This is a genomic window from Tahibacter soli, from assembly GCF_025717065.2.
GTDB lineage: Bacteria > Pseudomonadota > Gammaproteobacteria > Xanthomonadales > Rhodanobacteraceae > Tahibacter > Tahibacter soli.
In genome coordinates, this window is sequence record NZ_JAOVZO020000023.1 from 147,057 (window position 1) to 172,143 (window position 25,087).

A 25,087-nucleotide genomic window follows, 5' to 3' on the forward strand; every position below is an offset into this window, starting at 1 on the left:
CTGCGCTACGGGGCTTCGAACGCGTCGCGAAAGATCGCGTCGTCGGGTTCGTTGCGGATGCCGGCGCCTTTCGCGATCGCTTCGACCTCGGCCAGCCCGACCACGGCCTGTCCGTCGAACGTGCCGGTGCCGCCGAGGATCTCCACGCGCACGCGGCGCGCCGTCACGTCGAGAAAGCCGACGTCGGTGCCGAACATCGTGATGCCGCCGGTCGTGCGCGCGTCGAGTTCGACGCCCGCGTCGTCGCGCAGGCTCACGCGCGTCGCGGTGACCGTCAGCGACGCATTCGCCTCGTCGCCGGGGCGCGGCGCGTACAGCCGCACCTTGCGTACGACCACGGGCACCGGAAAGTACAGTTCTACCCATTGTCCGGTCGTCTGGCCTGCCGCGGACGTCCAGTAGCGCCGGATCGCGCCGAGAAACACCTTGCGGTCGACGAGGCCGTCGGTGCGCGCGCCGGCGCGCGTGGAACTCGCCGTCACGGTCGCGCCGGGCGCGAGATTGCTCCACGGTGCCTGCGTGTCGTCCGGCACCGGCATCAGCGTGTGGCCCGCGTGGCAGCCGGTGCATGCGGCGACGACGCCGGCGCGGTCGTAGTTCATGCCGCCGACGTGCGCCGCGCCGTTGCGGCCCGGCGCGCCGGTGCGCGGCACCGTGTAGCGCGCGCCGGGCGCGCCGCGCAGTTGTTCGAACAGCGGCAGGAACGCCGGCGCCTGCGCCGTGACGCGGCCTTCGGGCGACACCGGTGCCTCGCCGACGAGGAGCGGCCAGTCGAGCGTGGCGAAGCTGCCGGGCGACGTGCGCTGATGATCGGCGTAGAAGCGGATCGACGCCGCGCTGCCGACCGCCGGTGCGCTCGGAATGTCGATGTCGACCGCGGCATTCGCGTACACGTTGCGCGCGTCGAACGCGAACGTGCCGTCGCGCGTCAGCGGCGTCGCGCCGGCCGGCGGCAGAAACTGCGGGTAGGGCGCCTGCGCCGGTTGATCGCGGTAGATGTCGGGCGCGAGCGGCGGCGCCGTGCGCGCCGCGAGCACACGCGGCCTCAGCTCGGCCGTGCCCGGCGCGTCGTAGACGAGCTGCGGCGTCGCGCCGGTCGCGGCGATCCACAGGCCGTAGTCCTGCGACGTGTCGTCGGCGCGCGCGAACACCACGCGGCCGTCGGCCAGCGGTTCGGCGTCGGTCGTGTACGGCCCGTTGTATAAATCGGCATTTTGCGGCGTGCCGGCCACGCGCTGCGCGGGATCGGGCCGCGTAACGCCGCTGTGCGCGGTCCACGCCGTCGCGCCGCGGCGATACGCGCGGATGCCGCCGAAGCCGGCCGCGCGCGTCGCGTCGAGGCTCGGATAGTAGTTCGCGTAGTAGACGCCGTTCGCCGCGAACGCGCCGCCGTAGGCGAAGCCGTCCGAATCCGAATCGGGTTTGCCGCCGAACAGCGTCAGCTCGGCGCCGTCGGGATTCACGCCGGCGAGCTGCCACGTATTGCGCGCGCCGCGGCCGGGCGCGGCGACGTTGTCGGCCGGCAGTGTGGAAAGACCAAGGTGCCTGATCCAGCCGAGCGCCGGTTGCGCGGCGTCGGCCGGCAGGCTGTCCATCGCGTCGCTGGGCAGCCGCACGTTGCGCCACCAGCGCGCGAAGACCACGCGGCCGCTGACCGGATCGACCTGCGGCCGGTCGGCGCCGCCGCGTTCGCTGGTGATGCGATGCAGGCGTCCGCCGTTCGCGTCGACGACCCAAAGGTTCGACGCGCGCACGTCGGCGAACTGCGCGAACGCGGGCCAGCGCGTCGAGGCGAACACGATGCGGCCGTCGGGCAGGAATGCCGGGTCGTAGTCGTCGTACGGCCACGGCGCGCTGCCGGCGCCGAACTGCGAATAGTCGGCGGCGACGTCGGTGAAGGTGAGCTGGCGCAGGTTCGCGCCGTTCGCGTCGACGACGTACAGGCGCCAGCCGCCGACGGTCTGTCGCGGCGCGCCCGGCCAGTCGCCGGCGGCGAGGCCCGCGAACACGACGCGCGCGCCGTCCCAAGACACGCTCGGCGCGTTGACGTCGATCAGCCGGAACGGCGGCGTCGCCGCGTTGCCGTCGACGAGCACGCGGATCGTGCCGTTCGACTCGCGCACGAGCAGGCGGCCCGGCGCCGCGGGACGCACGCGCGAATGCGGGCCGGCGCCGGCGAGATCGCCGGCCGGCCATGCGTCGTTGCCGTCGGCGTTGATGCGCCGCTCGACGAACACGAGCGGCGGCACGCTCTGCGCCGCCGCGTCCGGCGGCAGGCACAGGGCGAGAATGAGGGTGATGAACGCAAAAAGGTGCGGCCGGACGGCCGCACCGAACGACGCAAGAATGATTTTTTGTGGACAGTGCATCATCGCGGAGCGGTTCCGCGGCGTCGCCGCCGCGGAACCGCCGTCGGTCAGAACGCGGCGCCGCGACGGCGACGCAGCGCGAGCAGCATGAGGCCGCCGAGCATCAGCGCGAGCGCCGTGCCCGAGAGCATCGGCACGGCCTGCGAGCCGAGCGTGATCACGGTCGGATCGCCGCTCGTGCTCGGGTCGCCGTTCGGGGCCGGGTCGGTGCCGTCGTGCGACGCGTCGCCGACCGGAACGCCGCCGACGAGACCGCTGCCGGTCACCTGGTTGCTGTAGCTCGTACCCGGCTGGAACTGCACCGACAGCACGATGCGGATCGTCGTCGACGCGCCGGCCGCGAGCGTGTCGGTGCCCGCGAGCAGCGTCGTCGCGGCGCGACCGTCGAACGCCGGGTTCAGCGTCAGCGTCGGCGCCGTCACGCTCGTGACGCTCCAGTTGGCGCCCGCGCCGAACGCGGCGACGAGGTTTTCGGTCACCTGCAGTGCCGTGACGTCCTGCGTCGAGTAGTTGCGCACGAGGATGACGTACGCGAGTTCCGCGCGGCCCGTCGCGGCGCCGCCGCCGTAGCCGCCCGGTTCGGAGACCGACAGCACCTGCGCCGCCTTCGCGACGCCGAGCACCGCCGCGCCGTTGCCGACCGTGATCACGGCCGGATCGGCGTCGTCTTCGTCGCCGGCCGGATCGCCGTCGCCCGGCGTGCCGCTGCCGTTGCCGCCGGTCGCGTCGTCGGACGGCGTGTTCGGACTGCCGCCCGCGTCGTTGCCCGGATCGTTGTCCGGCGTCGAGTCGACGTCGGTCGGCGGCGTGTTCGACGGATCGGTATCGTCGTCGGCCGAACCGATTTCCGCGCGGTTGACGAGCGGCGAGGCCGCGCCGGCCTCGAGGCGCAGCACGATCGTGACGGTCGTCGACGCGCCCGCGGCGAGCGGACCTGCGATCGTGCGCGTGGCCAGGGTCGGCGACACGCTCGTCCAGTTCGTCTCGGTCGGGCTCAGCGCGAAGCCGGCCGGGATGTAGTCGTTGACGACGATGTTCGACGCCGCGATGCCGCCCTGGTTGATCACGGCGATGTCGAACGACACGTCCTGGCCCGCGATGAACGGACCGGCCTGGCCGGCGCTCACGCGCTTGGTCAGGGCGAGGTCGAAGTTGCCGAGCAGGCCGAAGTCGACGGTCTGGTTGCCGTTCGTGCCGTCGCCGTCGTTCTGCGGTTCGCCGCCGACCGTGAGCGTGACCGGGCCCGAGCGGATCGTCGTGCCGTTGCCCGTGCCGTTGTCGTTGTTGTCGACGTCGTCGTCCGGATCGCCCGCGGGTTCACACGTACCGTTTGGCGCATACGGGAAACCGCTGCACGTGCTGCCGAGCCAGCCGAACGGCGGCGTGATCTCGACGATGTACGTGTCGGGATCGAGATTGACGAACGCGTAGTTGCCGTTCGGATCGGTGCTCGTCGTGGCCACCGGCGCGCCGTCCGGCGTACCGTTGTCGTCGCTGTCGCGATACAGCACGACGGCGACGGACGGAATGCCCGGCTCGCCCGGATCGACCGTGCCGTTGTTGTTGCGGTCGTTCCACACGAGGTTGCCGAGCGAGAGCACGCCGGCGCCGAGGTTGACCGGATAGTCTTCGACTTCGCCGTCCGGCTGCGCGCCGGTCGGCGAGCAGGTACCCGACGTCTGCACGCGGAATCGCGCGTAGCTCGACGACGCGGCGGTGTTCGGCACCGCGCCGAACGCGAGCGTCACGATCTGGTTCGCGGCACCGGCGGGCAGCGAGGCCTGTGCGCTTTCGCCGGCGTCGGCGAAGTCGCCGTCGCCGTTGTAGTCGATGAAGCCGCACACCGTGGCGCCGCCCGTGCCGCCGTTCGTCGCGTTCACGCGCACGTTCGGTGCGACGCCGCGCGACAGCGCGAGGTCGGCCGTGTTGACGCCGTCCTCGTCGTCGGGCGAGCCGTTCGCATCGTCCGCGCTCGCCGCGACGGACGGCTGCCCGTCGGCTTCCGCATCGACGCCGGCGCCCATGTACAGGGTCGGCACGATCGTGTGGCGCGCGCCGTCGTCGGCTTCGAGCGTCGCGTAGTTGCCCGTGCCGACGCCCGCGCCCGTGTCGGGCAGGTCGCCGAAGTCGAGCGCCTCGCCGGCGACCGTGTAGTCCTCGACTTCGCCGTTCGGCGCAAGGCCGGTGGGCGAGCACGCGCCGGTGTCGGTCGACAGACGGAAGCGCGCGTAGCCGCTGGCGGCGACGTTCGACGGCACCGCGCCGAACGCGAGCGTGAACGTCGCGTTGTTGCTGCCGGTCGGCACCGCGATGCTTGCGGTTTCGCCGGCATCGGCGAAGTCGCCGTCGCCGTTGTAGTCGACGAATCCGCACAGCTGCGCGGCGGAGCCGGTGGTGTTCGTCGCGGCCACGCGCACGTTCGCCGGACGGCCGGCGCGGAACGCGAGGTCGGCGATCGTCACGCCGTCTTCGTCGTCCGGTGCGCCGGTCGTGTCGTCGCCGTTCGCGCCGAGGTTCGGCTGGCCGTCGCCTTCGCCGTCGACCGCGGCGCCGATGCGCAGACCCGCGACGATCGGATGGCGCGGACCGTTGTCGGCCGCGAGCGTCGCGTAGTTCTGGCTGCCGGTGCCGGCGCCCGGGTCGGGCAGGTCGCCGAAGTCCATCTGGCCGATCGCAACCGGGTAATCTTCCACTTCGCCACTGGTGGACGCGCCGGTCGGGCTGCAGGCCGCGCCGTCGGTCGACAGGCGGAAGCGCGCGTAGGTGCTCGCCGCAGCGCCGGCCGGCACGGTACCGAAGTTCAGCATGAACGTGGCCGCGTTCGATCCGTTCGGCACGGCGATCGACGCGCTTTCGCCGGCATCGGCGAAGTCGCCGTCGCCGTTGAAGTCGACGAAGCCGCAGATCTGGCCGGCGGCGCCGGTCGTGTTCGTCGCGACGACCGGCACGTTGGCCGGCGTGCCGGAAATCAGCGCGAGCGCGGCGGTGTTGACGCCGTCCTCGTCGTCCGGCGTGCCGGCGTTGTCGTCGCCGTTCGCGCCGGCGTTCGGCTGGCCGTCGGCTTCCGGATCGACCACCGCGCCCATGAACAGGCCCGGGACGATCGTGTGGCGCGCGCCGTTGTCGCTTTCGAGCGTCGCGTAGTTGCCCGGGCCCGCGCCCGCGCCCGTGTCGGGCAGGTCGCCGAAGTCGAGCGCGGCGATGCCGACCGGATAGTCCTCGACTTCGCCGTCGGTCGACGGCCCGCTCGCGCTGCACGCGGCGGTGTCGGTTGACAGGCGGAAGCGCGCGTACGTGTTCGCGGCCGAACCGGCCGGCGGCGCGCCGAACGTCAGCGTGATCGTGCCCGCGTTCGTGCCGTTCGGCACCGGCGCGCTCGTCGCTTCGCCGGCATCGGCGAAGTCGCCGTCGCCGTTGAAGTCGACGAATCCGCACAGCTGCGCGGCCGTGCCGGTGGTGTTCGTCGCGGTGGCGCGTATCGTCGCCGCGCGGCCCACGCGCAGCGAGAGGTCGGCGACGGTGATGCCGTCTTCGTCGTCGGGCGCGCCGTTCGTGTCGTCGCCGGTCGCGCCGGCGTTCGGCTGGCCGTCGGCTTCCGCGTCGACCGTCGCGCCGAGGAAAAGACCCGGCACGATGCCGTGCACCGCGCCGTTGTCGGCCGCGAGCGTCGCGTAGTTGCCCGGGCCCGTGCCCGCACCCGTGTCGGGCAGATCGCCGTAGTCGACCGTGCCGAAGCCGAAGTCGATCGTGTGGTTGCTGACGCCGGGGCCGACGAGCGTGACGCTCGCACCGACGGTCACGCCGGCGACGGCCACGGCGACGCCGTCGGAGTCGCGCAGGTCGCCGTCGGTCGGGCCGCCGTTGTCGGCGACGGTCGCGCGCATGCCCGCGAGCGGGCCGCCGGCATTGAAGTTCGCCGCGACGATGCCGACGGTGTACGTGCCGGTGGTCGCGGTCGGGCCGGTCACGGCGTTGTCGTTCGGGTTCGCGTCGGCCGCGCCTTGTGCAAACGTGAAATAGTACTCGCCGGCCGCGTTCGTCGTCGCGGTCGCGATCGACGCGCCGCCGGCGTCGTACAGGTTCACGACGACGTTCGCGATCGGCGGTTCGCCCGGATCCATCACGCCGTTGAAGTTCGAATCGCGCCAGACGAAGTTGCCGACTTCGAGCGGCGCCTGCGCGCACAGCGCGTTCATGTCGCCGAGGCCGTTCGCCTTGGAGAAGCCGACCGCGCCGGTCTGGAACACTTCGAACGCGCGCGAGGCGGCCGGATTCGCCGGATCGAGATTGGTGTACCAGCGCAGGCCGCCGGAATTGAAGCGGAACGGGTCCATGATCGTCGAGGCGATCTGCGGAAAGCCCGGGATCTGGATCAGCGCGCCCTGCGCGTTCTCGTCGTGACGGCCGTTGTAGTCGGGCGGCGTGTCGTTGATGAAGAACGGCGGGGTGGTGTTGGAATAGTGATCGAGCGGATAGAACTCGCCGCCGCGCGTATTGCCGCCCGAGGCCGGGCCGCGCGCCTGGTTCGTCGCCGTGCCGGCCGCCCCGGTGACGCCGCCGCAGCTGCCGTTCGCTTCGAGATTCCAGCCGCCCGCGCCGTTGGAGCACGCGCGCAGGATTTCGCCGCCGGTGATGCCGCGGATCGTGCCGACGTTGCCGGTGCCGGTCTGGTCGCCGTGACGGTCGCGGAAGCCGAGCACCATGTCGGCGCCGTCGAACGCGAGGTCGGACAGCATCGGTTCGGGCCAGACGGACGCGGCGTTCTGCGCCGACGTCCACGGGCGCCACATATCGTCGCCGGTCGGATCGTTGATCGCGTCGTCGTTGCCCGCCGCGCGCGGATAGTTCAGCGCGAACTCGAGCGCCGGCGTCGCACCGAACGTGCCGGCCGTGACGTCGTACGCGTAGACGTAGGCGCGCAGGTTCGCAGCGACGTTGGTCGACTGCGCCGAGCACACGCCGCCGACGTAGAGCACGCCGTTGCGATACTCGAGGCCGAACGGCCGCGCGTCGCCCGCGTCCGCGCACGGATGCGGGATCGCGATGCGCGCGATCGTCGCCGAGGTGAGCGCGCCCGACGTGGGAATCGTATACAGCTGGCGATCGGCCATGTTGACGGCGTAGAGCTGCGTGCCGAGATCGTTCAGTTCGATGTCGCCGAGCGAGCTCTTGCCGACCTGGTCCCAGGTCTGGTCGCCGCCGGCGCCGCCTTCGTAGTTGCCGCGGACCGTGTCGGTGCCGGCGGTCGCCGGGCCGAACACGGTGTTGAGATCGACGTAGACGGCCGGCGTGCCCGGCGCGCCGCTCGACACGGCGTCGATGCGGTAGATCGCGCCGGTGCCGGCCGGGCCGAAGCCCGCGTGGCGCTTGTGGAACGCGCCGACGTACAGGCGATCGGTCGCGCGATTGAACGCGAGGCCGTAGACCGTGCCGACTTCCGGGAAGCCCGCGACGCCGACCATGCCGGCCGGCTGCGGCGTGCCGGTCGAACCGGTCAGCGACGCCGCGAGGCGCATCACGGCGTCGACCGACGCGTTCTGCGGCGCCTGCGGATCGCCGAACGCCTGCGCGGCGATGCCGATCGGCGGATCGTTCTGGCAGTACTGCGCGGCCGAGGTCAGCGCGACTTCGAGATTCGTCGTGCCGTCGGGCGCGAACTGCACCGTCGAGCCGGCCTGCGTCGCGACGGTGGCGCCGGACGACGCGCGCGCGTGGAAGCTCGGCTGCAGATCGGCCGGCCAGCCGGTGAACTCGATGCGCAGCGCGCCTGCGCCGCAGCCCGTCGTCGTGAGCGAGTAGGCGCCGGTCGCGCCGGTCGTCGCGGCGACGCCGCAGGCGCCGGCCGCGTTGTAGGCGCGGACGGAGACGCCCGCCACGCCGCGGTCGGCCGCCGCCGCGGGTCCGCCCGCGTCGCGCGTGCCGTTCGCGTTGTAGTCGTGGAAAACCGTACCCGTCACGGCCGCATTCGCTGCGGGAGCGAGGCCGAATCCGAGCAACAAGAGGGTGCACGCGGCTTGTCGGCCGCGCCTTATCGGTAGCTGCATTGTCGTATCCCCTATTTCATGAAGCCGGGTACGCGCATTCCCCCCGCCGGCAACGCGGCGACCCCGGGCCTGTTGGCGAGCCGTCCGTGAAACGATCCGACCGGACGCCCGCGAGCATAGGTCGAGCGAGCGTCGACCCGTGCCGTATTTTTGTTAACTATTTATACTTTCTTTTGTCTCCTAGTTAAAAAAAGTATCAGTGTAATGTTGTGTAACGATTCGCGGCTCGTAGCCGTCGCCGAATACGCGATCGGGGTCGCGCGGACCCGGCACGAGACTGGCGAACGCGAGCGACGGCGCATCGGCCGATGCGGCGAGCAAGGCTCGCGCCGTGCCGTCGACGGGCGCCGCGTCGGCCACGAACGAGTAGCGCGCGAGCGTGCCCCAGTCGAGCGTGCGAGAGCCCGAGAGCCAGCGCGCATCGGCCGCGTCGCGAGAAACGGTCCAGTCGTCGCCGATATCGAGATTGCCGTCGTCGAATTCGGGCGACGTCGCCGCGACGTCGGCCGCGAGCGGTATCGCGAAGCCGGCGATGCCGGCGTTCGACACGACGCGCAAGTTCGGTTCCGCGCCCGCGGTCTGCGACCGCGCGAACGTGAAGTTCATCAGCGCGTAGTCGTAGCGCCACCGGCCGCCGCCGAGCGCCCGCACGCGCGTCGCCAGGCGCAGGCGGCCGAGGGCGTCGTCGACGGTCGCGACGCGCGCGAGCGGGTCGACGGCCGGGTCGGCCCAGGCGGCGAGCGCGGCGCCGCGGCGGAACGCCGTGCCGGCCGCCGGCTGCGCGGTCCAGGCGCCGTTCCAGCCCGGCACCATTTCGATAAAACCCATCGAATTATCGATGTTCACATCGTCGCGAACGAGATACCACGCCTCGAACAGCCAGCGCGAACCGGGATGCGCCGCGGCGTCGATCTGCGATTCGCGCACCGCGAGGCGATGGCTCCAGCGCGTGTTGCCGGTGGCGTCCTTGACGCCGTCGCAGCCGCCGAGGTCGGGGTTCGGCGCGACCACTTCGTCGTCGTCGATCGCGCCGCAGCGGCCCCATTGCACCGTGGCCGGCACGACTTCGCTGCGCGGCCCGAACACGTTGTTGTTGTCGTTGTTGTTGGTCGAGTAGACGTCGGCGCAGCCGCGGCCGAGCACTTGCGAGTCGGCGCAGGCGCAGTCGATGTTCAGCGCGACGAACGCGTGCTTGACGCCCGAGCGGCCGATCTGCGCGATGCGGCCGTCGGCGTCGAGGCGGTACAGGTTCCACACGAGCAGCGGGTGCTGGTCGTTGCCGTAGGGCGGCCGGTCGGGCGAAAACTTCGCGTTCCACGGCAGGTCGGCCGAACACGGATCGGCGGCGGTGCAGGGCAGGCCGCCGTTGTCGTCGTCGGCGTTCGACAGTTCGGCGCCCGGCGCGAACACGACCGCCGAGTCGATGCCGCCGGGGCCGTCGCAGGTGCACGCGGCGCCTTCACAGCCGGGTTCGCCGCAGCGCATCGCCTGCACGGAGATGCCGTCGAGCGCGAGGTCGGCGACGTACGCGCCGCCGCCGCTGCCGGGCCAGTTCGGCACGGCGCACGACGACGCGCCCGGTACGGCAGGGGGCGTCGCCCGCAGCAGCGCCTGCGCGTCGGCGATCGCGGTTCCGTCGGGCAGGCGAACGTCCATCGCGTCGATGCGCAGGGTCGCGCCGCCGTCCGGCAGTGCGGCCATCACGGCATCGGCGGTCAGCGCGACGCGGCCGTCGGCGCCGACGAAGTCGATGAGGGTGGAACCGGCGCGCGGACGCAGGCGCAGCGAAGCGAGATCGATGCGCGGAGCGCCTTGCGCGTCGACGATCCGGAAGCCGCGAGCGGCGACGAACTCGCCGTCGTGCCACGCGGCGACGCTCGCGCCGCCGACGGTGTAGCGCACGCCGGTTCGTGCGACGAGATCGGAGGACAGCGTGTCGCCGTTCAACGCGCGGCCGTCGGCGGACTGCACGGCGAGGCCGAGCTGGGCGAGAAGGTCGACGTTGAAACGCAACTGCAACGTGCCGTCGCCGGCGGTCGCGAGCGTGGCGGCATTCCATAGCGGTGTCGCCGCTGTCGCGGTCGTGGCCAAGCCCGCGAGCGCTGTGCCGAGCGCCGCGGCGCGCAATGCACGGCGTAGCCGGCACGCGTTGCTGCGAGGCGGAAGGCGGTCGACGGCCGGCATGCGGTTGGGCTCCTCACTAAGGTGCATGCAGGTCCGACACCTGACATACGGCTGCGTATTTCAGCGGAGTATAGCGAGAGAAAATGTCCCGGAGCCACGCGCAACGATCGATGACGGAAGTTAACAAGTCGCCGCAAACCGGCCCGGAGCCACGGGAAAGTTGCGGAACGTGCGGGCGGGGCGGCGCTTGCTCCGGGCAGGCGATTTGTGTTTTTCTATACTTATTGCCAGCAGACCAGGAACCCGCCATGCCCGTGGAAACCGCCGCCGACGGACGCCGCAGCGTCCACGCGCAGATCGACGTCGACGCCGCCCCGGAGGTCGCATGGGCCGCCGTTGCAACCGGCCCCGGCATTTCGGCGTGGTTCGTGCCGACCGACCTCGACGGGCGCACGGGCGGCCAGGCCGTGTCGCACTTCGTGCCGGACGGCAGCATGGATTCGATCGCGACGATCGCCGTGTGGGAACCGCCGGTGCGTTTCGTCGCGGGAACGCACGAGGAAGCCGGCGCGATCGAGACCGAGTGGCGGGTCGATGCGCTCGACGCGGGCCGCAGCTGCGTGCGCGTGACGCATACGTGGCGCGCGCCGGACGATTGCCATGACGCGCAGTTCGAAGGCTATGCGCACGGTTGGCCGTTGTTCTTCCGGATCCTCGCGCTGTACCTCAGGCATTGGCCGGGGCGGCGCTGCGCGGCGTTCCAGGCGACGGGCGTCGCCGACGAACCGGCCGAGCACGCGTGGGCGGCGTTCGCGGGGCCGCTGTGCCTGTTCGGCGTCGAGGCGGGCGATGCGGTCGAGACGCCCGACGGCGAGGCGCCGCTGGCGGGGATCGTCGAAACGGCGGGCGAGAGCGAACTCCTGGTGAGGCTCGACAAGCCGGCGCCGGGGCTGGCGCATCTCACGGCATATGCCATGAGTGGAAAGGTGTATCTGACGGCGCGGTTCTATCTGTATGGCGATGGTGCAGCATCCGCGGCGGCGAGCGCGCAGGCGGCGTGGCAGGCGTGGATCGCGGAGCGGTTCGCGGCGACGGGCGGGTAGGCCGGCGGGGTTGCGTCTTCCCGAGGACAAGAATATGATGATCGTCATATGAAAAGATCGTCTCCCGGCGCCAAGGAAGCGACGCACGACCGAATCGTCGAGGCCGCCGCGCGCGCCATCCGGCGCAGCGGCTACAACGGCACGGGCGTTGCCGACATCATGAAGGCCGCCGGGCTGACCCACGGCGGCTTCTATGCCCACTTCGAGTCGCGCGAAGCGATGCTGGCCGAAGCCGCCGACCGCGCGGGCCGGGAAAGCGTAGAACTGATGGAGCGCATCGCCGCCGTGACGCCGCCGGACCAGGCGCTGCAGCGGATGGCGCAGGCGTATCTCTCGAAGGAACACCTGGAGAGCATTGAGACCGGCTGTGCGACGGCCGCCCTTGGCTCGGAGATGCCGCGGCAGGTGCCCGCGGTGCGACGCGCCGCCACGCGCCGCATCAAGGAAATGATCGATCTCGTTTCCCGGCAGATGCCCGACTGGGGGCAACCGAGTGCGCACGAACGTGCGCTTGCGACCGTGTCCGTGATGGTCGGCGCACTCATTCTCGCGCGCGCCGTCGACGATCCGCGGCTTTCCGACGCGTTGCGCGAAGCGGCGCTGAAGCAACTGTCCGTTCCCGCGAACTGAGGTTCATCTCTACGACTTTCCCCGTTTGCCGACTGAAAATATGATGATCGTCATATGCGCGGGCACGAATGCAACCGCGATCCCACCCGGTTCATCCCGCGTTGATGCATCGCCGCACCGCACGGCCGACGCGGCCGGCACCCGAAGCGGGCGCGGCAAACGTACACACTTATATCATTTCTTAAAATGGACAATGACGCCATGAAAGCCTTCATCCTCGATCGCTACGGAAAAACCGGCAGTACACGGATCGGCGAAATGCCGGAGCCGGAACCGGGGGACGACGATGTCCTCGTCCAGGTCCACGCCGCCGGCGTCAACGCGCTGGATTCCAAGATTCGCAACGGCGAGTTCAAGCTCCTGCTGCCCTATCGCCTCCCGGCCGTCCTCGGCAACGACGTGGCGGGCGTCGTGACTCGCGTCGGATCTCGGGTGCGGCGATTCAAGCCAGGCGACGAGGTCTATGCGCGACCGGAAACGGCGCGAATGGGCGCGTTCGCCGAGCGCATCGCGATGAACGAGTCCGCGGTGGCGATCAAGCCGGCGACGCTCGACATGGAGCAGGCGGCGTCGCTCCCGCTGGTCGCGCTGACGGCCTGGCAGGCGCTGGTGGACCGGGCGAACCTGAGCAAGGGACAGAAGGTACTCGTCCATGCCGGTTCCGGGGGCGTCGGCACCGTGGCCATTCAACTGGCCAAACATCTCGGCGCGTTCGTGGCCACGACGACGAGCACGGTCAACGTCGAGTGGGTGAGAAGCCTCGGTGCGGACGTGGTCGTCGACTATCGCAAGGAAGATTTCGCGGCGTCGCTGCGCGACTACGACGTGGTGCTGAACAGCCTCGGCACGGACGTGCTCGAAAAATCGCTGCGCGTGCTCAGGCCCGGCGGAAAACTGATTTCGATCTCCGGCCCGCCCGATCCGGATTTCGCGAAGGACATCGGTGCGTCATGGATTCTGCGCCAGGTCATGCGCGTGCTGAGCCGGCGCATCCGAAAGCAGGCCATGCGCCGAGGCGTGAGCTATTCGTTTCTCTTCATGAAGGAGAATGGAGAGCAGTTGCGGAAGATCGCCGCGCTGGTCGATGCCGGGATCGTCCGGCCCGTAGTGGACCGGGTCTTCGGCCTCGATGCGGCGGGCGAGGCCATGGCCTATGTCGATCAGGGGCGCGCGAAAGGCAAGGTCGTCGTCAAGGTTCGGTAGTGCGCGTGCGTGACCGGCGCGCACCGTGCGCCTCGAACACGGCGATCGCCTCGTCGGCCTGCTGCTCGTACAGATAGTCGAGCGCGGTGCGGCCCGTGTCGTCCGACAGATTCGGATCGGCGCCGAGTTTCATCAGGCCTTCGAGGAACTCGAGATCCGTCGTGCGAAAGTCGACGCAGCGCTGCAGCAGGAAGCTGCGGCCATTTTCCACGCGGTGATTGAGATCGCCGCCGCGCGCGACGAGCCAGGGCAGGTATTCCAGTGCCTTGTCGGGACGATCCAGATCGGCGACTTGCGTGAGCACGGTATGGCCGTCGCGCGTCGAGCGATCGGGATCCGCGCCGGCGTCGAGCAATACTTTCACGATGTCGTCGTGGAAATTGGCGGCAGCCGCAACCAGCACGGGCCGGCCGTCGCGCTCGGCGTTCGGACTCGCGCCGCGTTCGAGCAAGCCGCGCACGCGAACGGGGTCGGCCTCGACGCTCTGCGCCTGCGCATACAGCGCCGCGTCGCGTTCGGCCTGCGTCATCGGCAGCGCCGGATGATCGAAACGCATGGCCGGCGTGACCGGCGGGGTGCCGGCCGCGCAGACCACGCGCCCGCGCGCGCCGCGCGCGACGAGCCATTCGGTCGCGACGGCATCCTGGCGTTCGGCGGCGTCGCACAGCGCCTGGTCGAAATCCTGCGGCAGCCACGGCAGCGTGCGCAGCGTGTTGAACGCGGGCGACGAGAAGTCGTTCGCCTTCACCCAACCTTCGAGGCCGCGCGCGAACGCCATGACGCTGATCGCGCAGAAACCCGCGAGGACGACCGCGAGACTCGCCTGTTGCAAGAGGTCGACGACGAGGCCCGTGACGCCGGGACGCGGATCGTCGCCGCTGAAGCCGGAACCGCGCGCGGACCCGAGTCGAAGCAGCATGCGATACAGCAGCGTGACGACGCCGAACACGGTGATCGCGAAGAACAATGGCGACACCAACAGCAGCATGCCGCGCGGATAGACGAAGAACGATGCGAATACCGCGACCGCGATGCCGGTGCCGATGCGCAGCGCCAACGGGCTCACGCGCCGCTTGCCGTCGGATTCGACGCGCCGCTTGCGCTCGCGCGGTCGCGTTCCGGATACCGGCACGATCGCCGCGCAGCACAGCAGCACGGCCGAGCCGAAGAACGCCACCGCGAGCGGTATCAGCCAGAAGCCGTTGAACGAGAACTCCATGGCTTCGCGCGGCGCGGCGCGCGAGAGCTTGAGCTGCGTGTCCGAGCCGACGTCGCGGTTTCTCTGCGCCGAGCTGCCGACGAAAATCTCATGACGCCGCATCTGGCCGGCATCGACCGGCCAGTCGTCCGGAACGCGATAGGTCACGAAGGCCTGCCACTGCGGTCCGCGCCGTGCCGGCCGCGCGATGCGCTCGCGATCGTACTGGCCGACCACGGTCGTGCCGTGCAGAAACGACAGACGGGTCGAGATCATGCCGGCGAGAACCCAGCCGAGCAAGATCGCGGCGGCGATCGGCAGGAGGCTGCGCAGGGCGACGGCGGCGGGGTAACGGTTGATGGCGCGGCTCCGGGACGGGTTCCGGAGCTAAACGATGGACCGCGCAAAAGTGGAACATGGCGGATCGGTGCCGGCGAGAAACGACAGGGTGGGATCGAAACGCGTCGTTTCTCCAGCGGCATCGATCGTCGAAGCCGGGAACGGGCGTTGTGCGGTTGTCGCTTTTTGATCGTCATCCCGGCGCAAGGACGAACTTTCCGCAAGAAATGGAAAAGAAGAAACCTCCAGGGCGATCACTGGGGGGCACACGATTCGTCCGGCTACGGATACGGCGAACGGCGTTGCGGAGCGAGGCTCCGCAACGCCGGCATGCGTTCCTACGGCTCGAACCCGTCCGCGAAAATCGCCTCGCGCACGCGAATGCGCCACGGCTCGCGACCGTGCAGATAGTCGTCGGCGATTACATAGATCGCGTCGCTCGTGCGGCCGAGGAATTCGATCGAAGCGCCGCGCGCCGTCTGACCGAGCGCCGCGATCGGCGCGATGTCCGTGCCTTCCCGGTCCATCGCGCAGATCATCGAGCCGGTGCTCGTCGAGCACCCGAAAATCGTCGCCGCGTCGTCGACGCTGGCGAACAACCGCGTGTCGGTCGTCGTCAAACCCGGGTGCTGCGACGATACCGCGTGCGTTCCGGCCTGCGTGCCGTCGCTGACGTAGAATCCGGCCGGGGGATAGCAACAGGTTTTGAAGTGGATGCGGTCGCCGACGATGCTCAACGCGATGCGCTCGATGCGTTCGAGCTGAATTCGCTCGGTGCCGGCGATCGTTCCGTCGCTGCGCCAGACGCCGCCGAACCAGCCGCTTGAGGTACCGAAGACGAACGCGTCGCCGAAACGTTCGAATCGTGCGTCGAAGATACCGCTCGGGTCCAGCGGCACGACCGGCGCCGTGCCGGCGATCGTGCCGTCGGTGGCATACAGCGAACAGCCGTCGGGCGCCCTGCAGCCGGCAAAGTAGAGTTTTCCCTTGTGCACGATCGACGCCGCGTGCGTCGCCGAGGTGGCCACGGTGTCGCCGGACGACAGCCGGAACGTGCCGGGCGCGGTGCCGTCGCTGCGCCAGATTTCGTTCGCGTACGGCAGAAACAGGATCGCCGCGCCGCCGACATCGCCGATCGCGGCGACGTTGTCGTCGGGCTGCGACGGATTGGCGATCGACACGCCACCGATCTCGAACGGCGCGACGGCTTGCGGCGTCAGCGCGCACAGCGTCATCGTCGCGAGCGAGCCGCCGCAGTCGAACAACGTCACGTCGCCGTGCGTGACGAACTCGCTCGTCGAGCTGTACGTGGTGCCGGCGGACGTCGCGCCGGACAGCTGCGCGTCGGTGCGATACAGGTGCGTCAGGCCGGCCGCGTCGCGCGCCTTGACCACGATGCTGCCGCCGTTTGCGGCAATGGAGTAGGGAATCGCGCCGCCCAGCGCTGCCGACGGCAGCGGCCACGTGCCCTGCGCCGTTCCGTCGGTGCGCCACAGCGTGTTGCGCGCATCGTCGAATGCGGTGTTGTAGACGAGCACGTCGCCGACGGCGACCGACCTTGCCGATGCCGCGAGCGGGCCGAAGCCGTTCGCCGTGTCGGGCCACAGCGCATGCAACGGGTGCGTGCCGGCGTCGGTGCCGTCGCTGATCCACACTTCCTCATCGTCGGTGCCGGCGCCGATCGCGTTGTCGCCGAGCGTTGCCGTGAGGGTGCGTGTCAGCGCGCCGCCGGATTGAATCGTCGCGATCGCACCGGTCGTGGCGTCGATGCGCGTCGCCAGCGGCGACGTCATGACAATCACCGTATCGCCTTGCACATACGACGCGCCGCGGATGCCGGCGTCGCCGGGCGGTGCGGTATGAATGGCGGCGAGCGTCGCGCTGCCGTTGCCGAGGTAGACCGACGACGACTGGTCGCTGTGGTCGACGAGCGCGAGCACGGCGCTGCGCGTTGCCACGAGCGACCCCGCGGTGGCCGGCACATCGAGCACCACCGACGGATTGGCAAGGTCGGTCGGCGCGTAGCGGCGAATGCGAAAGTTCGCGCCGCGCGTAGCCACGTACAGATTTCCACTCATGGCGGCGATCGACACCGGCGCTTCGTCGGCGAACCGCACGATCTCGGCCGAACCCTGCGCGGTGCCGTCGCTGGCCCACAGCGCCGAGCCGCCGCCCGGCACTTCGGCCAGGAAATGGCAACGGCCGCCGGCGGCGGCGCTCCAGGTGGCGCCGGGCAGCGTCGCGATGATCGCGCTGCCGGCGAGGGTGCCGTCGTTGCGGACCAGCGCATACGACGGGCCGGCCGTGTAGAGAGTGCCGGCGGCCGTCGCGCAGTCGACGCCCATGCGCTCGGGCAGCGTGAAGCCGTGCGCGGCGTCCTGCCGATACGTGCCTTCGGGCGTGCCGTCCGTTACCCAGACCGCCTGGCTGAAGAAAGAATCCGATGCGATCAGCAGCCGCCCGCCGACCTGGGTCATGGCGCGCCTGGGCATCAGGCCGATGTTGAAACTGTCGGGCGGCGTCAGCGCGACGGCCGTTCCGCCGGTGTAGGCCCACAGCCGGTTTTGGGCGGTGACGATCAGTCGATCGCCGAGCCGGTCGATCGCGGTGGGCGGAGGATCGACGCTCGCCCGACCCGGCACCAGGTCGAGTTCGAGCCGCAGCCCGCCGGGCGTGCCGTCCGTCGAATACAGTTCGCGGCCGGTCTGGGGTGTCCACGCGTAGAAGTACACGCGGTCGCCGATGCGCCGGAATCCGCCCGGGTTGGAGCCGTATTCGTCGGGCGCGGTGTTCGTGTCCTTGACCATCGACACTTCAAGCGGCGGCAGCGCTTGTGCGTTCGCGGCGCTGGCGCCGGCGACAAGGGCGGTGCACAGGAGAAGAAGACGCATCGGCTTTCCGTAGAGACGCGGAGTTGGCATTGCGCGGTGCCGATGGTTCCGGTGTCGGGCAACGCGCGTGGGATGAGCAATGGGTGTGACGGGGGGCGAGGCGGGTTCCCCCAAACGCGTGCGGATGGCGCGGGCGGTCAGGCAGGTACGAGTGACGCTTTGCGCGTCGTACCGGCGCGAGGTTCAAACACGCGCAGGGTTTCGCGGTTCTCTCGACGAGCGTTCCAACCAACGGCCGAACCGGCAAGACCCGGGATCGGGTCGCCTTTCCGGTGGCCCGGCACGGCGCGATCTTCCGCCGTAGCCGGGCGCTCGCTGGGGAAGTTCGTCATTTCGCCGGAACGACGAGCATCGGTCACGCCGACGGACACGGCCCCCGCATCCGCCCACACTTTGAACTTTTCGACAAATTGCGCATGCGGCACCGGCACCGGCTTGCGCTCGCCGCCGGGATTCCAGCCCCACAGCACGAGCTTGTCCTCGCTCACGTGTTTGATCAGCGCGGCGAAATCGCGGCCGTTGTTTTCCTTCGTGTCCTTGATCATCGCGCACAGCGCCGGCGCCGACAGGCCCTGCGTCACCATGCGCATCGACGGCGGCGGCAGCGCCCAGTGCGGGGCGCCCGGCGGCGCGTGCGGACCGTAGCTCGCCGGCGGGTTCGACTCGCCGTGGCACGTACCGCACGGCAGTCCCGGCGCGCCGTGGCCGTCGGGCCCGCGCACCACCGCCTGCGCGTGCGCGACGCCCGCGTCGAACTGCAGCGGCGCGTCGCCCGGGATATGGCAGTTCTGGCAGCGCGGGTGCTGGAACACTTCCTTCACCGTCGCGAAAGCGTCGACGGCCGCGGCACGCTGTTCGGCGCTCGGGCCGGCCGGGCCGCACGCGGCGAGCGCGAGCGGGGCGAGCATCGCAAGACCACGTAGTTCATGGCGCATGATCGTCTCCTCAAGCCGTCGCGAAAGGCAGTTCGCGCCGGCGCTTGCCGGTCAGCGCGAACAACGCGTTGCCGATGGCCGCCGCGACCGGCGGCACGCCGACCTCGCCGACGCCGCCCGATTTGGCGGTGCTCGGCACGATGTGCACCTCGATCGCCGGCGCCTGGTTCATGCGCACCACCCGGTAGTCGTGATAGTTCGACTCCTGCACGCGGCCGTCCTTGAGCGTCAGCCGGCCGTACAGCGCCGCGGAAATGCCGAACACGATGCCCGATTCCATTTGCGCGGCGATGGACAGCGGATTCACCGCGATGCCGCAGTCGATCGCGCAGACCACGCGGTGCACGCGGATCGCGTCGTTCTCGATCGACACCTCGGCGACCTGCGCGGCGTAGCTGCCGAACGATTCGTGCACGGCGAGGCCGCGCGCGCGGCCTTGCGGCAGCGGCGTACCCCAGCCGGCTTTTTCGGCCGCGAGATTCAGCGTGCCGAGGTGCCGCGCGTGATCCTTCAGCAGCTCGCGCCGGTACGCGAGCGGGTCTTTGCCGGCCGCGTGCGCGAGTTCGTCGATCAGGCTTTCCATGACGAATCCGGTGTGCGTATGCCCGACCGAGCGAAGCCACAGCACCGGAATGCCCGTCGACGGCGAGTGCAGGTCGACGCGGTAGTCGGCGATCTCCTTCAGATACGGCGAATCGGCGACGCCTTCGACCGACGCGGCGTCGATGCCGTTCTTGATCATCGACTGGAACGGCGTGCCGGCGAGAATCGACTGGCCCACGAGCGTGTGCTTCCACGCGACCGGCTTGCCGTCGTCGGCGAGGCCGACCGCCACGTTGTGCACGAATGCCGGGCGATAGTAGCCGCCGCGCATGTCGTCTTCGCGCGTCCACACGGTTTTCACCGGCTTGCCGGCCGCTTTCGCCACGTGCACGGCCTCGACCACGAAGTCGCTCGTCGGCGTCGCGCGGCGGCCGAAACCGCCGCCGAGAAACACGGTGTGGATCTTCACCTGTTCGGGCTTGAGGCCCGTGATCTGCGCGGTCGCCGCCTGGTCGAGCGTCTGGAACTGCGTGCCGGTCCAGACCTCGCAGCTGTCCTTCTCGATCTTCACCGTGCAGTTGAGCGGCTCCATCGCCGCGTGCGCGAGATACGGCACGGCGTATTCGGCCTCGATCCTGCGCGCGGCCTTGCCGAGCGCGGCGTTCGCGTCGCCGGCTTGCGCTGCGACCGCGCCTTCGCTCGTCGCGGTCTTTGCAAAATCGTCGCGCAGCGAACCGCTGTCGAGGTTCGCGTTCGCGCCGAGGTCCCAGTCGACGCGCAGCGCGTCGCGGCCGAGCTTGGCGGCCCAGTAGTGGTCGGCGATCACGGCGACGCCGCTCGGCACCTGCACGACGTCGCGCACGCCCGGTATCGTCTTGGCGCGCGTCGCGTCGAACCCGCGCACCGTGCCGCCGAACACCGGCGAACGCGCGACGAGCGCGGTCAAGAGGCCTTCGAAGTGCACGTCCATGCCGAAGATCGCGCGGCCGGTGATCTTCTCGGGCGTGTCCAGGCGCTTCGTCGGATGGCCGATGACTTTCCAGTCCTTCGCGTCTTTGAGCGGCACGGTTTTCGGCGGCGTCAGCTTCGAGGCCGCGTCGACGAGTTCGCCGTAGCGCGCGCGCTTGTCGCCGGCGATCACCTCGCCGTTTTCGGTGCGGCAGTCGGCCGCCTTCACGCCGAAGCGCTTCGCCGCGGCCTGCACGAGCAGCGCGCGCGCGGTGGCGCCGGCCTGGCGGTAGCGGTCGAATTCGGTCCAGGTGCTCATCGAGCCGCCGGTGAACTGGATCGGCATCGCCGTGGAGAAATACGCCGGCGCGGCCGGCGCATGTTCCACTTTTATCTTGTTCCAGTCGGCGTCGAGCTCCTCGGCGATCAGCATCGGCAGCGCGGTCCAGATGCCTTGTCCCATTTCCGAATGCGCGAGCAGCACGGTCACGCCGTCGTCGGCGCCGATGCGCAGGAACGCGTTCGGCGCGAACGTCTGCGCCACCGGCGCGGCCGACGCGGTCTGCGCGGCGCGCGCGGCGGCCGGCACGAAGAACGCGACGACGAGGCCGCCGCCGGCGAGCGCGGCGGTCTTGAGAAAATCGCGGCGGGCGTTCATCGCGTCGTCTCCTTCGCGAGCGTCGCGGCGCGATGCACCGCGGCGCGGATGCGCGGGTAGGTGCCGCAGCGGCAGATGTTGCCCGAGAGCGCCGCGTCGATGTCGGCGTCGGTCGGTTCGGGCTTGGCCTTGATGAGCGCGACGGCCGACATGATCTGGCCCGACTGGCAATAGCCGCACTGCACGACGTCGAGTTCGGCCCACGCGCGCTGCACGGGGTGCGTGCCGTCCGGCGACAGGCCTTCGATCGTCGTGATGGCCTTGCCGGCGGCGGCCCCGACCGGCGTGACGCACGCGCGCAGCGGCGCGCCGTCGAGGTGCACGGTGCAGGCGCCGCATTGCGCCAGGCCGCAGCCGAATTTCGTTCCGGTGAGGTGGGCGACGTCGCGGATGACCCAGAGCAGGGGCATGTCGTCCGGTACGTCGAAGTCCTGCGTCTTGCCGTTGATCGTCAAGCTGACCATGAGCGTCTCCCGATGCTGCCGGCGGGTGGAATCGGAGTGAGGCGAGTTTGTACCAGTTGCGCCTCGGAAGCATGCAAACTCGACAGCGCGTTTTCAATCGGTCGACAAACAATGGCGAGGAATAGGCAAGACACCGCACGGACGCTCACGGCGCGAGAACTCAACCGCGCGACCCTCGCACGGCAATGGCTGATCGGCCGCGCGAACGCGACGCCGCTGGCCGCGATCGAGCACCTGGCTGGCCTGCAGGCGCAGGCGCCGAATCCGCCGTACTACCAGCTGTGGACGCGGCTTGCCGATTTTCGCCGCGACGATCTCACGGCGCTGATCGAAGAGCGCCGCGTCGTGCGCGCCGCGTGCCAGCGCAGCACCTTGCATCTCGTCGGCGCGCGCGACTTCCTCGGCCTGCGCGGACTCGTCGACGCGGTGCTCGAACGCGGCCTGCAGGGCGGTCACGGCCGTTTTCTCACCGGGCTCGATCTGGACGAGATCGCCAAGGCCGGCGATGCGCTGCTGCGCCGCGGCGCGCTGTCGAACGCGGAGCTCGGCGCGAAGCTCGCCGAGCGCTGGACCGGCCGCGACGAGACGTCGCTGGCCGCCGTGCTGCGCTGCCGGCGCGCACTCGTCCACGTGCCGCCGGCCGGCACCTGGAATCACAACAAGTCGGCGCTGCTCGCACCCGCCGAGCGCTGGCTCGACGCGCCGCTCGACGGAAGGGCGACGATCGACGCCTGGGTGCCGCGCTATCTCGCCGCGTTCGGCCCCGCGAGCGTGAAGGACATGCAGACGTGGTCGGGCCTGACCGGCCTTGCCGCCGCGTTCGAACGGCAGCGCGACGCGCTCGTGACGTTCCGCGACGAGAACGGCGTGGAACTGTTCGACCTGCCCGACGCGCCGCGGCCCGATGCCGGCACGCCGGTACCGACGCAGTTTCTCGCCGAGTTCGACAACCTGCTGCTGTCGCACGCGGACCGCACGCGCGTGGTCGCGACCGAACATCAGAAGAAGGTGATGACGATCAACGGGCTCGTGCGCGGCGCGATCCTCGTCGACGGTTTCGTGCAAGGCATCTGGCGCATCGAACGCGGCAAGCGCGCGGCGACGCTTTCGGTCGAACCGTTCGCGACGCTCGCGAAGAAGGATCGCGATGCGCTTGCGGACGAAGGCCGGCGGCTGCTCGCGTTCGCGGCCGACGAGGTCGATGCGCACACGGTGGCCTTCGCGAAGACGGCATGAGCGCGCGAACGAAAACCTAACCCGTCGGCGAACGCGGCCGTGTAGCCTGTTCGCAGCAACGAAGGGGCGAGGCTCGCATGAGTGTCGATGTTGCGTTCGATGTGTTCGCGTTGGTTTTACTGGCAGCGGTTGCGTTCGTGATCGCGGCTGTCGCGATGGCCGCGTGGCGCCGTCGGCGGCCCGCGAGACGGCGTTCGGACGGCGGCAGCGAGGAAGGCGGCGACTGGATCGGTTCGTCGTCGCGCGATCGCGATTACGACAACGACGGCGGCGACGGCGGTGGGGACGGCGGCGGCGACTGAGCGCCGATATCGCGCGACGGATTTCGAATGACCAACCCTCTCCCCCAAGCTTGCTTGGGGGAGAGGGCAGGGTGAGGGGGAGGCGCCTCCGACCTCGATGCGTGAGATTGTCGCGGGTGGCGGACTGCAATAAGCGAATCGCGCGGTAGCCCGACGCGTCGCCCCCTCACCCCGGCCCTCTCCCCCGACGACGTCGGGGGAGAGGGTGTCCACCATCGGGGCGAGAGAATTGTAGTGCCGCTTTGTGGAAAGTGCGGCGCGCGAGACGGCGTTGACCTGTTGCCGCGGTTCCGTAGCTCCGCGACACTCGCGCGACCTTTCCGTCGATCGTCATCCGCATGCAAACCGCCCTCATCGTCGGCGCCAGCTCCGGCATCGGCCGCGAACTCGCCGTTCGGCTCGCCGCGCGCGGCTGGCGCCTCGGCCTCGCCGCGCGCCGCGAAGCGCCGCTCGCGCAACTGCGCGACGCCTTGCCGAACGAGGCGCGCAGCGCCGTCGTCGACGTGTCGCAGCCCGATGCCGCGATGCCCGCGCTCGAAGCGCTGATCGCCGAACTCGGCGGCGTCGATCTCGTCGTGATCGCCGCCGGCGTCGGCGATCTCAACGACGACCTGAGCTGGGAACCCGAACGCGACGTCGTTGCGACGAACGTGCTCGGCTTCGCCGCCGCCGCGAACGTCGCGGCGAGGCATTTCGTCGCGCGCGGCTGCGGCCATCTCGTCGGGCTGTCGTCGATCGCCGCATTGCGTGGCGGTCGCGCGGCGCCCGCGTACAACGCGTCGAAGGCGTTCGCGTCGAACTATCTCGAAGGGCTCGCGCAGAAGTTCGCGAAGTCGAAACTCCCGATCGCGGTGACCGACATCCAGGCCGGCTTCGTCGACACCGCGATGGCGAAGGGCGAGGGCAGGTTCTGGGTCGCGCCGGTCGACAAGGCCGCGCGGCAGATTCTCGCGGCGATCGACGCGCGCCGTTCCCACGCCTACGTCACGCGGCGCTGGCGCCTCGTCGCCTGGCTGCTCAAGGCGTTGCCGCGCGGGGCGTACCGGAAACTTTAGGTGCCGCGCACGACGAGCGCGCTCGCGAGCGTCTCCGACGCCGCGTCCTCACCGCGCGTGAGCGCCAGCACCTTGCGCGCGAGCAGCGCGCCGCCTTCGCGCCAGTTCTGGTGCACCGACGACAGCGGCGGAATGAACGCCGCGGCGAGCGGCGTGTCGTCGTAGCCGATCACCGAAACGTCTTCGGGCACCCGCAGGCCGTGTTCGATCAGCGCGCGCACCGCACCCATCGCCAACAGGTCGTTGCACGCGAAAATGGCGTCGAAGTGGATTTTGTCGCGAATCAGCGCCTGCACGGTCTGCATGCCCGCTTCGAGCGTCCATTCGGTGCGTCGGGCCACGCGCGGTTCGATGCGCCGCGCGGCAAGCGCCGCACGGAATCCGGCCAGTCGCTCGGCGGGTTCCGGATGGTCGGGGTCGCCGAGAAATACCGGATGGCGCCGGGCGAGCGCGAGAAAGCGTTCGGCCGCGAGCGAGCCGCCCTGGCGGTTGTCGCTGCCGACGACGACGTGCGCGGCGTCGGTCGGCGCCGCGCCCCAGACGACCATCGGCAGCTGCAGGCGATCGAACAGATGCACGGCATCCTGGTGCGCGCCCTGGCCGAGCAGGATCACGCCGTCGGCGGCCTGCACGGCCGGCGCGCCCGCGCCCTGCCGCGTCGTCAGCAGCAGGCTGTAGCCGAGCGTCGTCAGCTCCTGCGTGATGCCGCCGAGCAGCTCCAGCGGATACGGATCGGACATCGGCCGGCCGGCGCTCGGCGTCATCTCGACGATCACCGCGATCGTGTGGCTCTGGCGCAGACGCAGGTTGCGCGCGCTGATGTTGAGCTTGTAGCCGTGCTCGGCCGCGAGCGCGCGCACGCGTTCGCGCGTCGCGGCGTTGACGTACGGGCTGTCGCCGAGCGCGCGCGAGACGGTGATCTTCGACACGCCGGCGAGGCCGGCGAGGTCGGACATCGTCAGCCGGCCGCCGGACGCCTGCTCCTTGTCTTTTCGTTTCAAGCAGTTGGCTCCGAAACGTCAGAAACCGCCGCAGTGTAACCGTG

Annotated in this window: 15 protein-coding genes; 6 read left to right on the plus strand and 9 right to left on the minus strand. The window is 70.2% G+C overall.

What is annotated here, in order from left to right:
- Window positions 1-5 precede the first annotated feature (5 nt).
- The 3 genes from OD750_RS26170 to OD750_RS26180 form a co-directional block, all read right to left on the minus strand.
- Window positions 6-2,372: a DUF7402 domain-containing protein gene (locus tag OD750_RS26170; protein WP_263543043.1), complete on the minus strand. Its 2,367-nt coding sequence runs from the start codon at window positions 2,370-2,372 to the stop codon at window positions 6-8.
- A gap of 44 nt (window positions 2,373-2,416) precedes the next feature.
- Window positions 2,417-8,326, minus strand: coding sequence for a GEVED domain-containing protein (locus OD750_RS26175; protein WP_263543044.1), 5,910 nt, complete (start codon window positions 8,324-8,326; stop codon window positions 2,417-2,419).
- Between the two features lie 267 nt (window positions 8,327-8,593).
- Window positions 8,594-10,597: a hypothetical protein gene (locus tag OD750_RS26180; protein ID WP_263543045.1), complete on the minus strand. Its 2,004-nt coding sequence runs from the start codon at window positions 10,595-10,597 to the stop codon at window positions 8,594-8,596.
- Between the two features lie 248 nt (window positions 10,598-10,845).
- Here OD750_RS26180 and OD750_RS26185 point away from each other — a divergent pair, with 248 nt between their 5' ends.
- The 3 genes from OD750_RS26185 (at window position 10,846) to OD750_RS26195 (ending at window position 13,473) form a co-directional block, all read left to right on the plus strand.
- Window positions 10,846-11,640: an SRPBCC family protein gene (locus OD750_RS26185; protein WP_263543046.1), complete on the plus strand. Its 795-nt coding sequence runs from the start codon at window positions 10,846-10,848 to the stop codon at window positions 11,638-11,640.
- A 48-nt stretch (window positions 11,641-11,688) separates the two neighbouring features.
- Window positions 11,689-12,270 (plus strand): TetR/AcrR family transcriptional regulator, encoded by a 582-nt coding sequence (locus tag OD750_RS26190; protein ID WP_272842189.1) that lies wholly within the window; start codon window positions 11,689-11,691, stop codon window positions 12,268-12,270.
- A gap of 201 nt (window positions 12,271-12,471) precedes the next feature.
- Window positions 12,472-13,473, plus strand: a complete 1,002-nt coding sequence (locus OD750_RS26195; protein ID WP_263542677.1) for an NADP-dependent oxidoreductase — start codon at window positions 12,472-12,474, stop codon at window positions 13,471-13,473.
- On the opposite strand, the gene OD750_RS26200 is transcribed toward OD750_RS26195, so the two are convergent.
- From OD750_RS26200 to OD750_RS26220, 5 genes are all read right to left on the minus strand, one after another.
- The gene (locus OD750_RS26200; RefSeq protein WP_263542676.1) at window positions 13,460-14,947 is read right to left on the minus strand and encodes an ankyrin repeat domain-containing protein; all 1,488 of its coding nucleotides are present in this window, start codon (window positions 14,945-14,947) and stop codon (window positions 13,460-13,462) included. The genes OD750_RS26195 and OD750_RS26200 overlap by 14 nt on opposite strands.
- Before the next feature lie 401 nt (window positions 14,948-15,348).
- Window positions 15,349-17,901: a hypothetical protein gene (locus OD750_RS26205; RefSeq protein ID WP_263542675.1), complete on the minus strand. Its 2,553-nt coding sequence runs from the start codon at window positions 17,899-17,901 to the stop codon at window positions 15,349-15,351.
- A gap of 137 nt (window positions 17,902-18,038) precedes the next feature.
- Window positions 18,039-18,836 (minus strand): hypothetical protein, encoded by a 798-nt coding sequence (locus OD750_RS26210; protein WP_263542682.1) that lies wholly within the window; start codon window positions 18,834-18,836, stop codon window positions 18,039-18,041.
- 10 nt (window positions 18,837-18,846) lie between these two features.
- Window positions 18,847-20,985: a xanthine dehydrogenase family protein molybdopterin-binding subunit gene (locus tag OD750_RS26215; RefSeq protein ID WP_263542674.1), complete on the minus strand. Its 2,139-nt coding sequence runs from the start codon at window positions 20,983-20,985 to the stop codon at window positions 18,847-18,849.
- The gene (locus tag OD750_RS26220; RefSeq protein ID WP_263542673.1) at window positions 20,982-21,449 is read right to left on the minus strand and encodes a (2Fe-2S)-binding protein; all 468 of its coding nucleotides are present in this window, start codon (window positions 21,447-21,449) and stop codon (window positions 20,982-20,984) included. The genes OD750_RS26215 and OD750_RS26220 overlap by 4 nt, the downstream gene beginning before the upstream one ends.
- Before the next feature lie 111 nt (window positions 21,450-21,560).
- On the opposite strand from OD750_RS26220, the gene OD750_RS26225 reads away from it, so the two are divergent.
- The 3 genes from OD750_RS26225 to OD750_RS26235 all read left to right on the plus strand — a co-directional run bounded on the left by OD750_RS26225 (window position 21,561) and on the right by OD750_RS26235 (window position 24,042).
- Window positions 21,561-22,685, plus strand: coding sequence for a winged helix DNA-binding domain-containing protein (locus tag OD750_RS26225; protein ID WP_263542672.1), 1,125 nt, complete (start codon window positions 21,561-21,563; stop codon window positions 22,683-22,685).
- A gap of 77 nt (window positions 22,686-22,762) precedes the next feature.
- On the plus strand, window positions 22,763-22,987 hold the full coding sequence (locus OD750_RS26230; protein ID WP_263542671.1) for a hypothetical protein: 225 nt from the start codon (window positions 22,763-22,765) through the stop codon (window positions 22,985-22,987).
- A 338-nt stretch (window positions 22,988-23,325) separates the two neighbouring features.
- Window positions 23,326-24,042, plus strand: coding sequence for an SDR family NAD(P)-dependent oxidoreductase (locus OD750_RS26235; RefSeq protein WP_263542670.1), 717 nt, complete (start codon window positions 23,326-23,328; stop codon window positions 24,040-24,042).
- Here the strand turns inward: OD750_RS26235 and OD750_RS26240 are convergent.
- On the minus strand, window positions 24,039-25,043 hold the full coding sequence (locus OD750_RS26240) for a LacI family DNA-binding transcriptional regulator (protein WP_336407588.1): 1,005 nt from the start codon (window positions 25,041-25,043) through the stop codon (window positions 24,039-24,041). The genes OD750_RS26235 and OD750_RS26240 overlap by 4 nt on opposite strands.
- Between the last annotated feature and the right edge of the window lie 44 nt (window positions 25,044-25,087).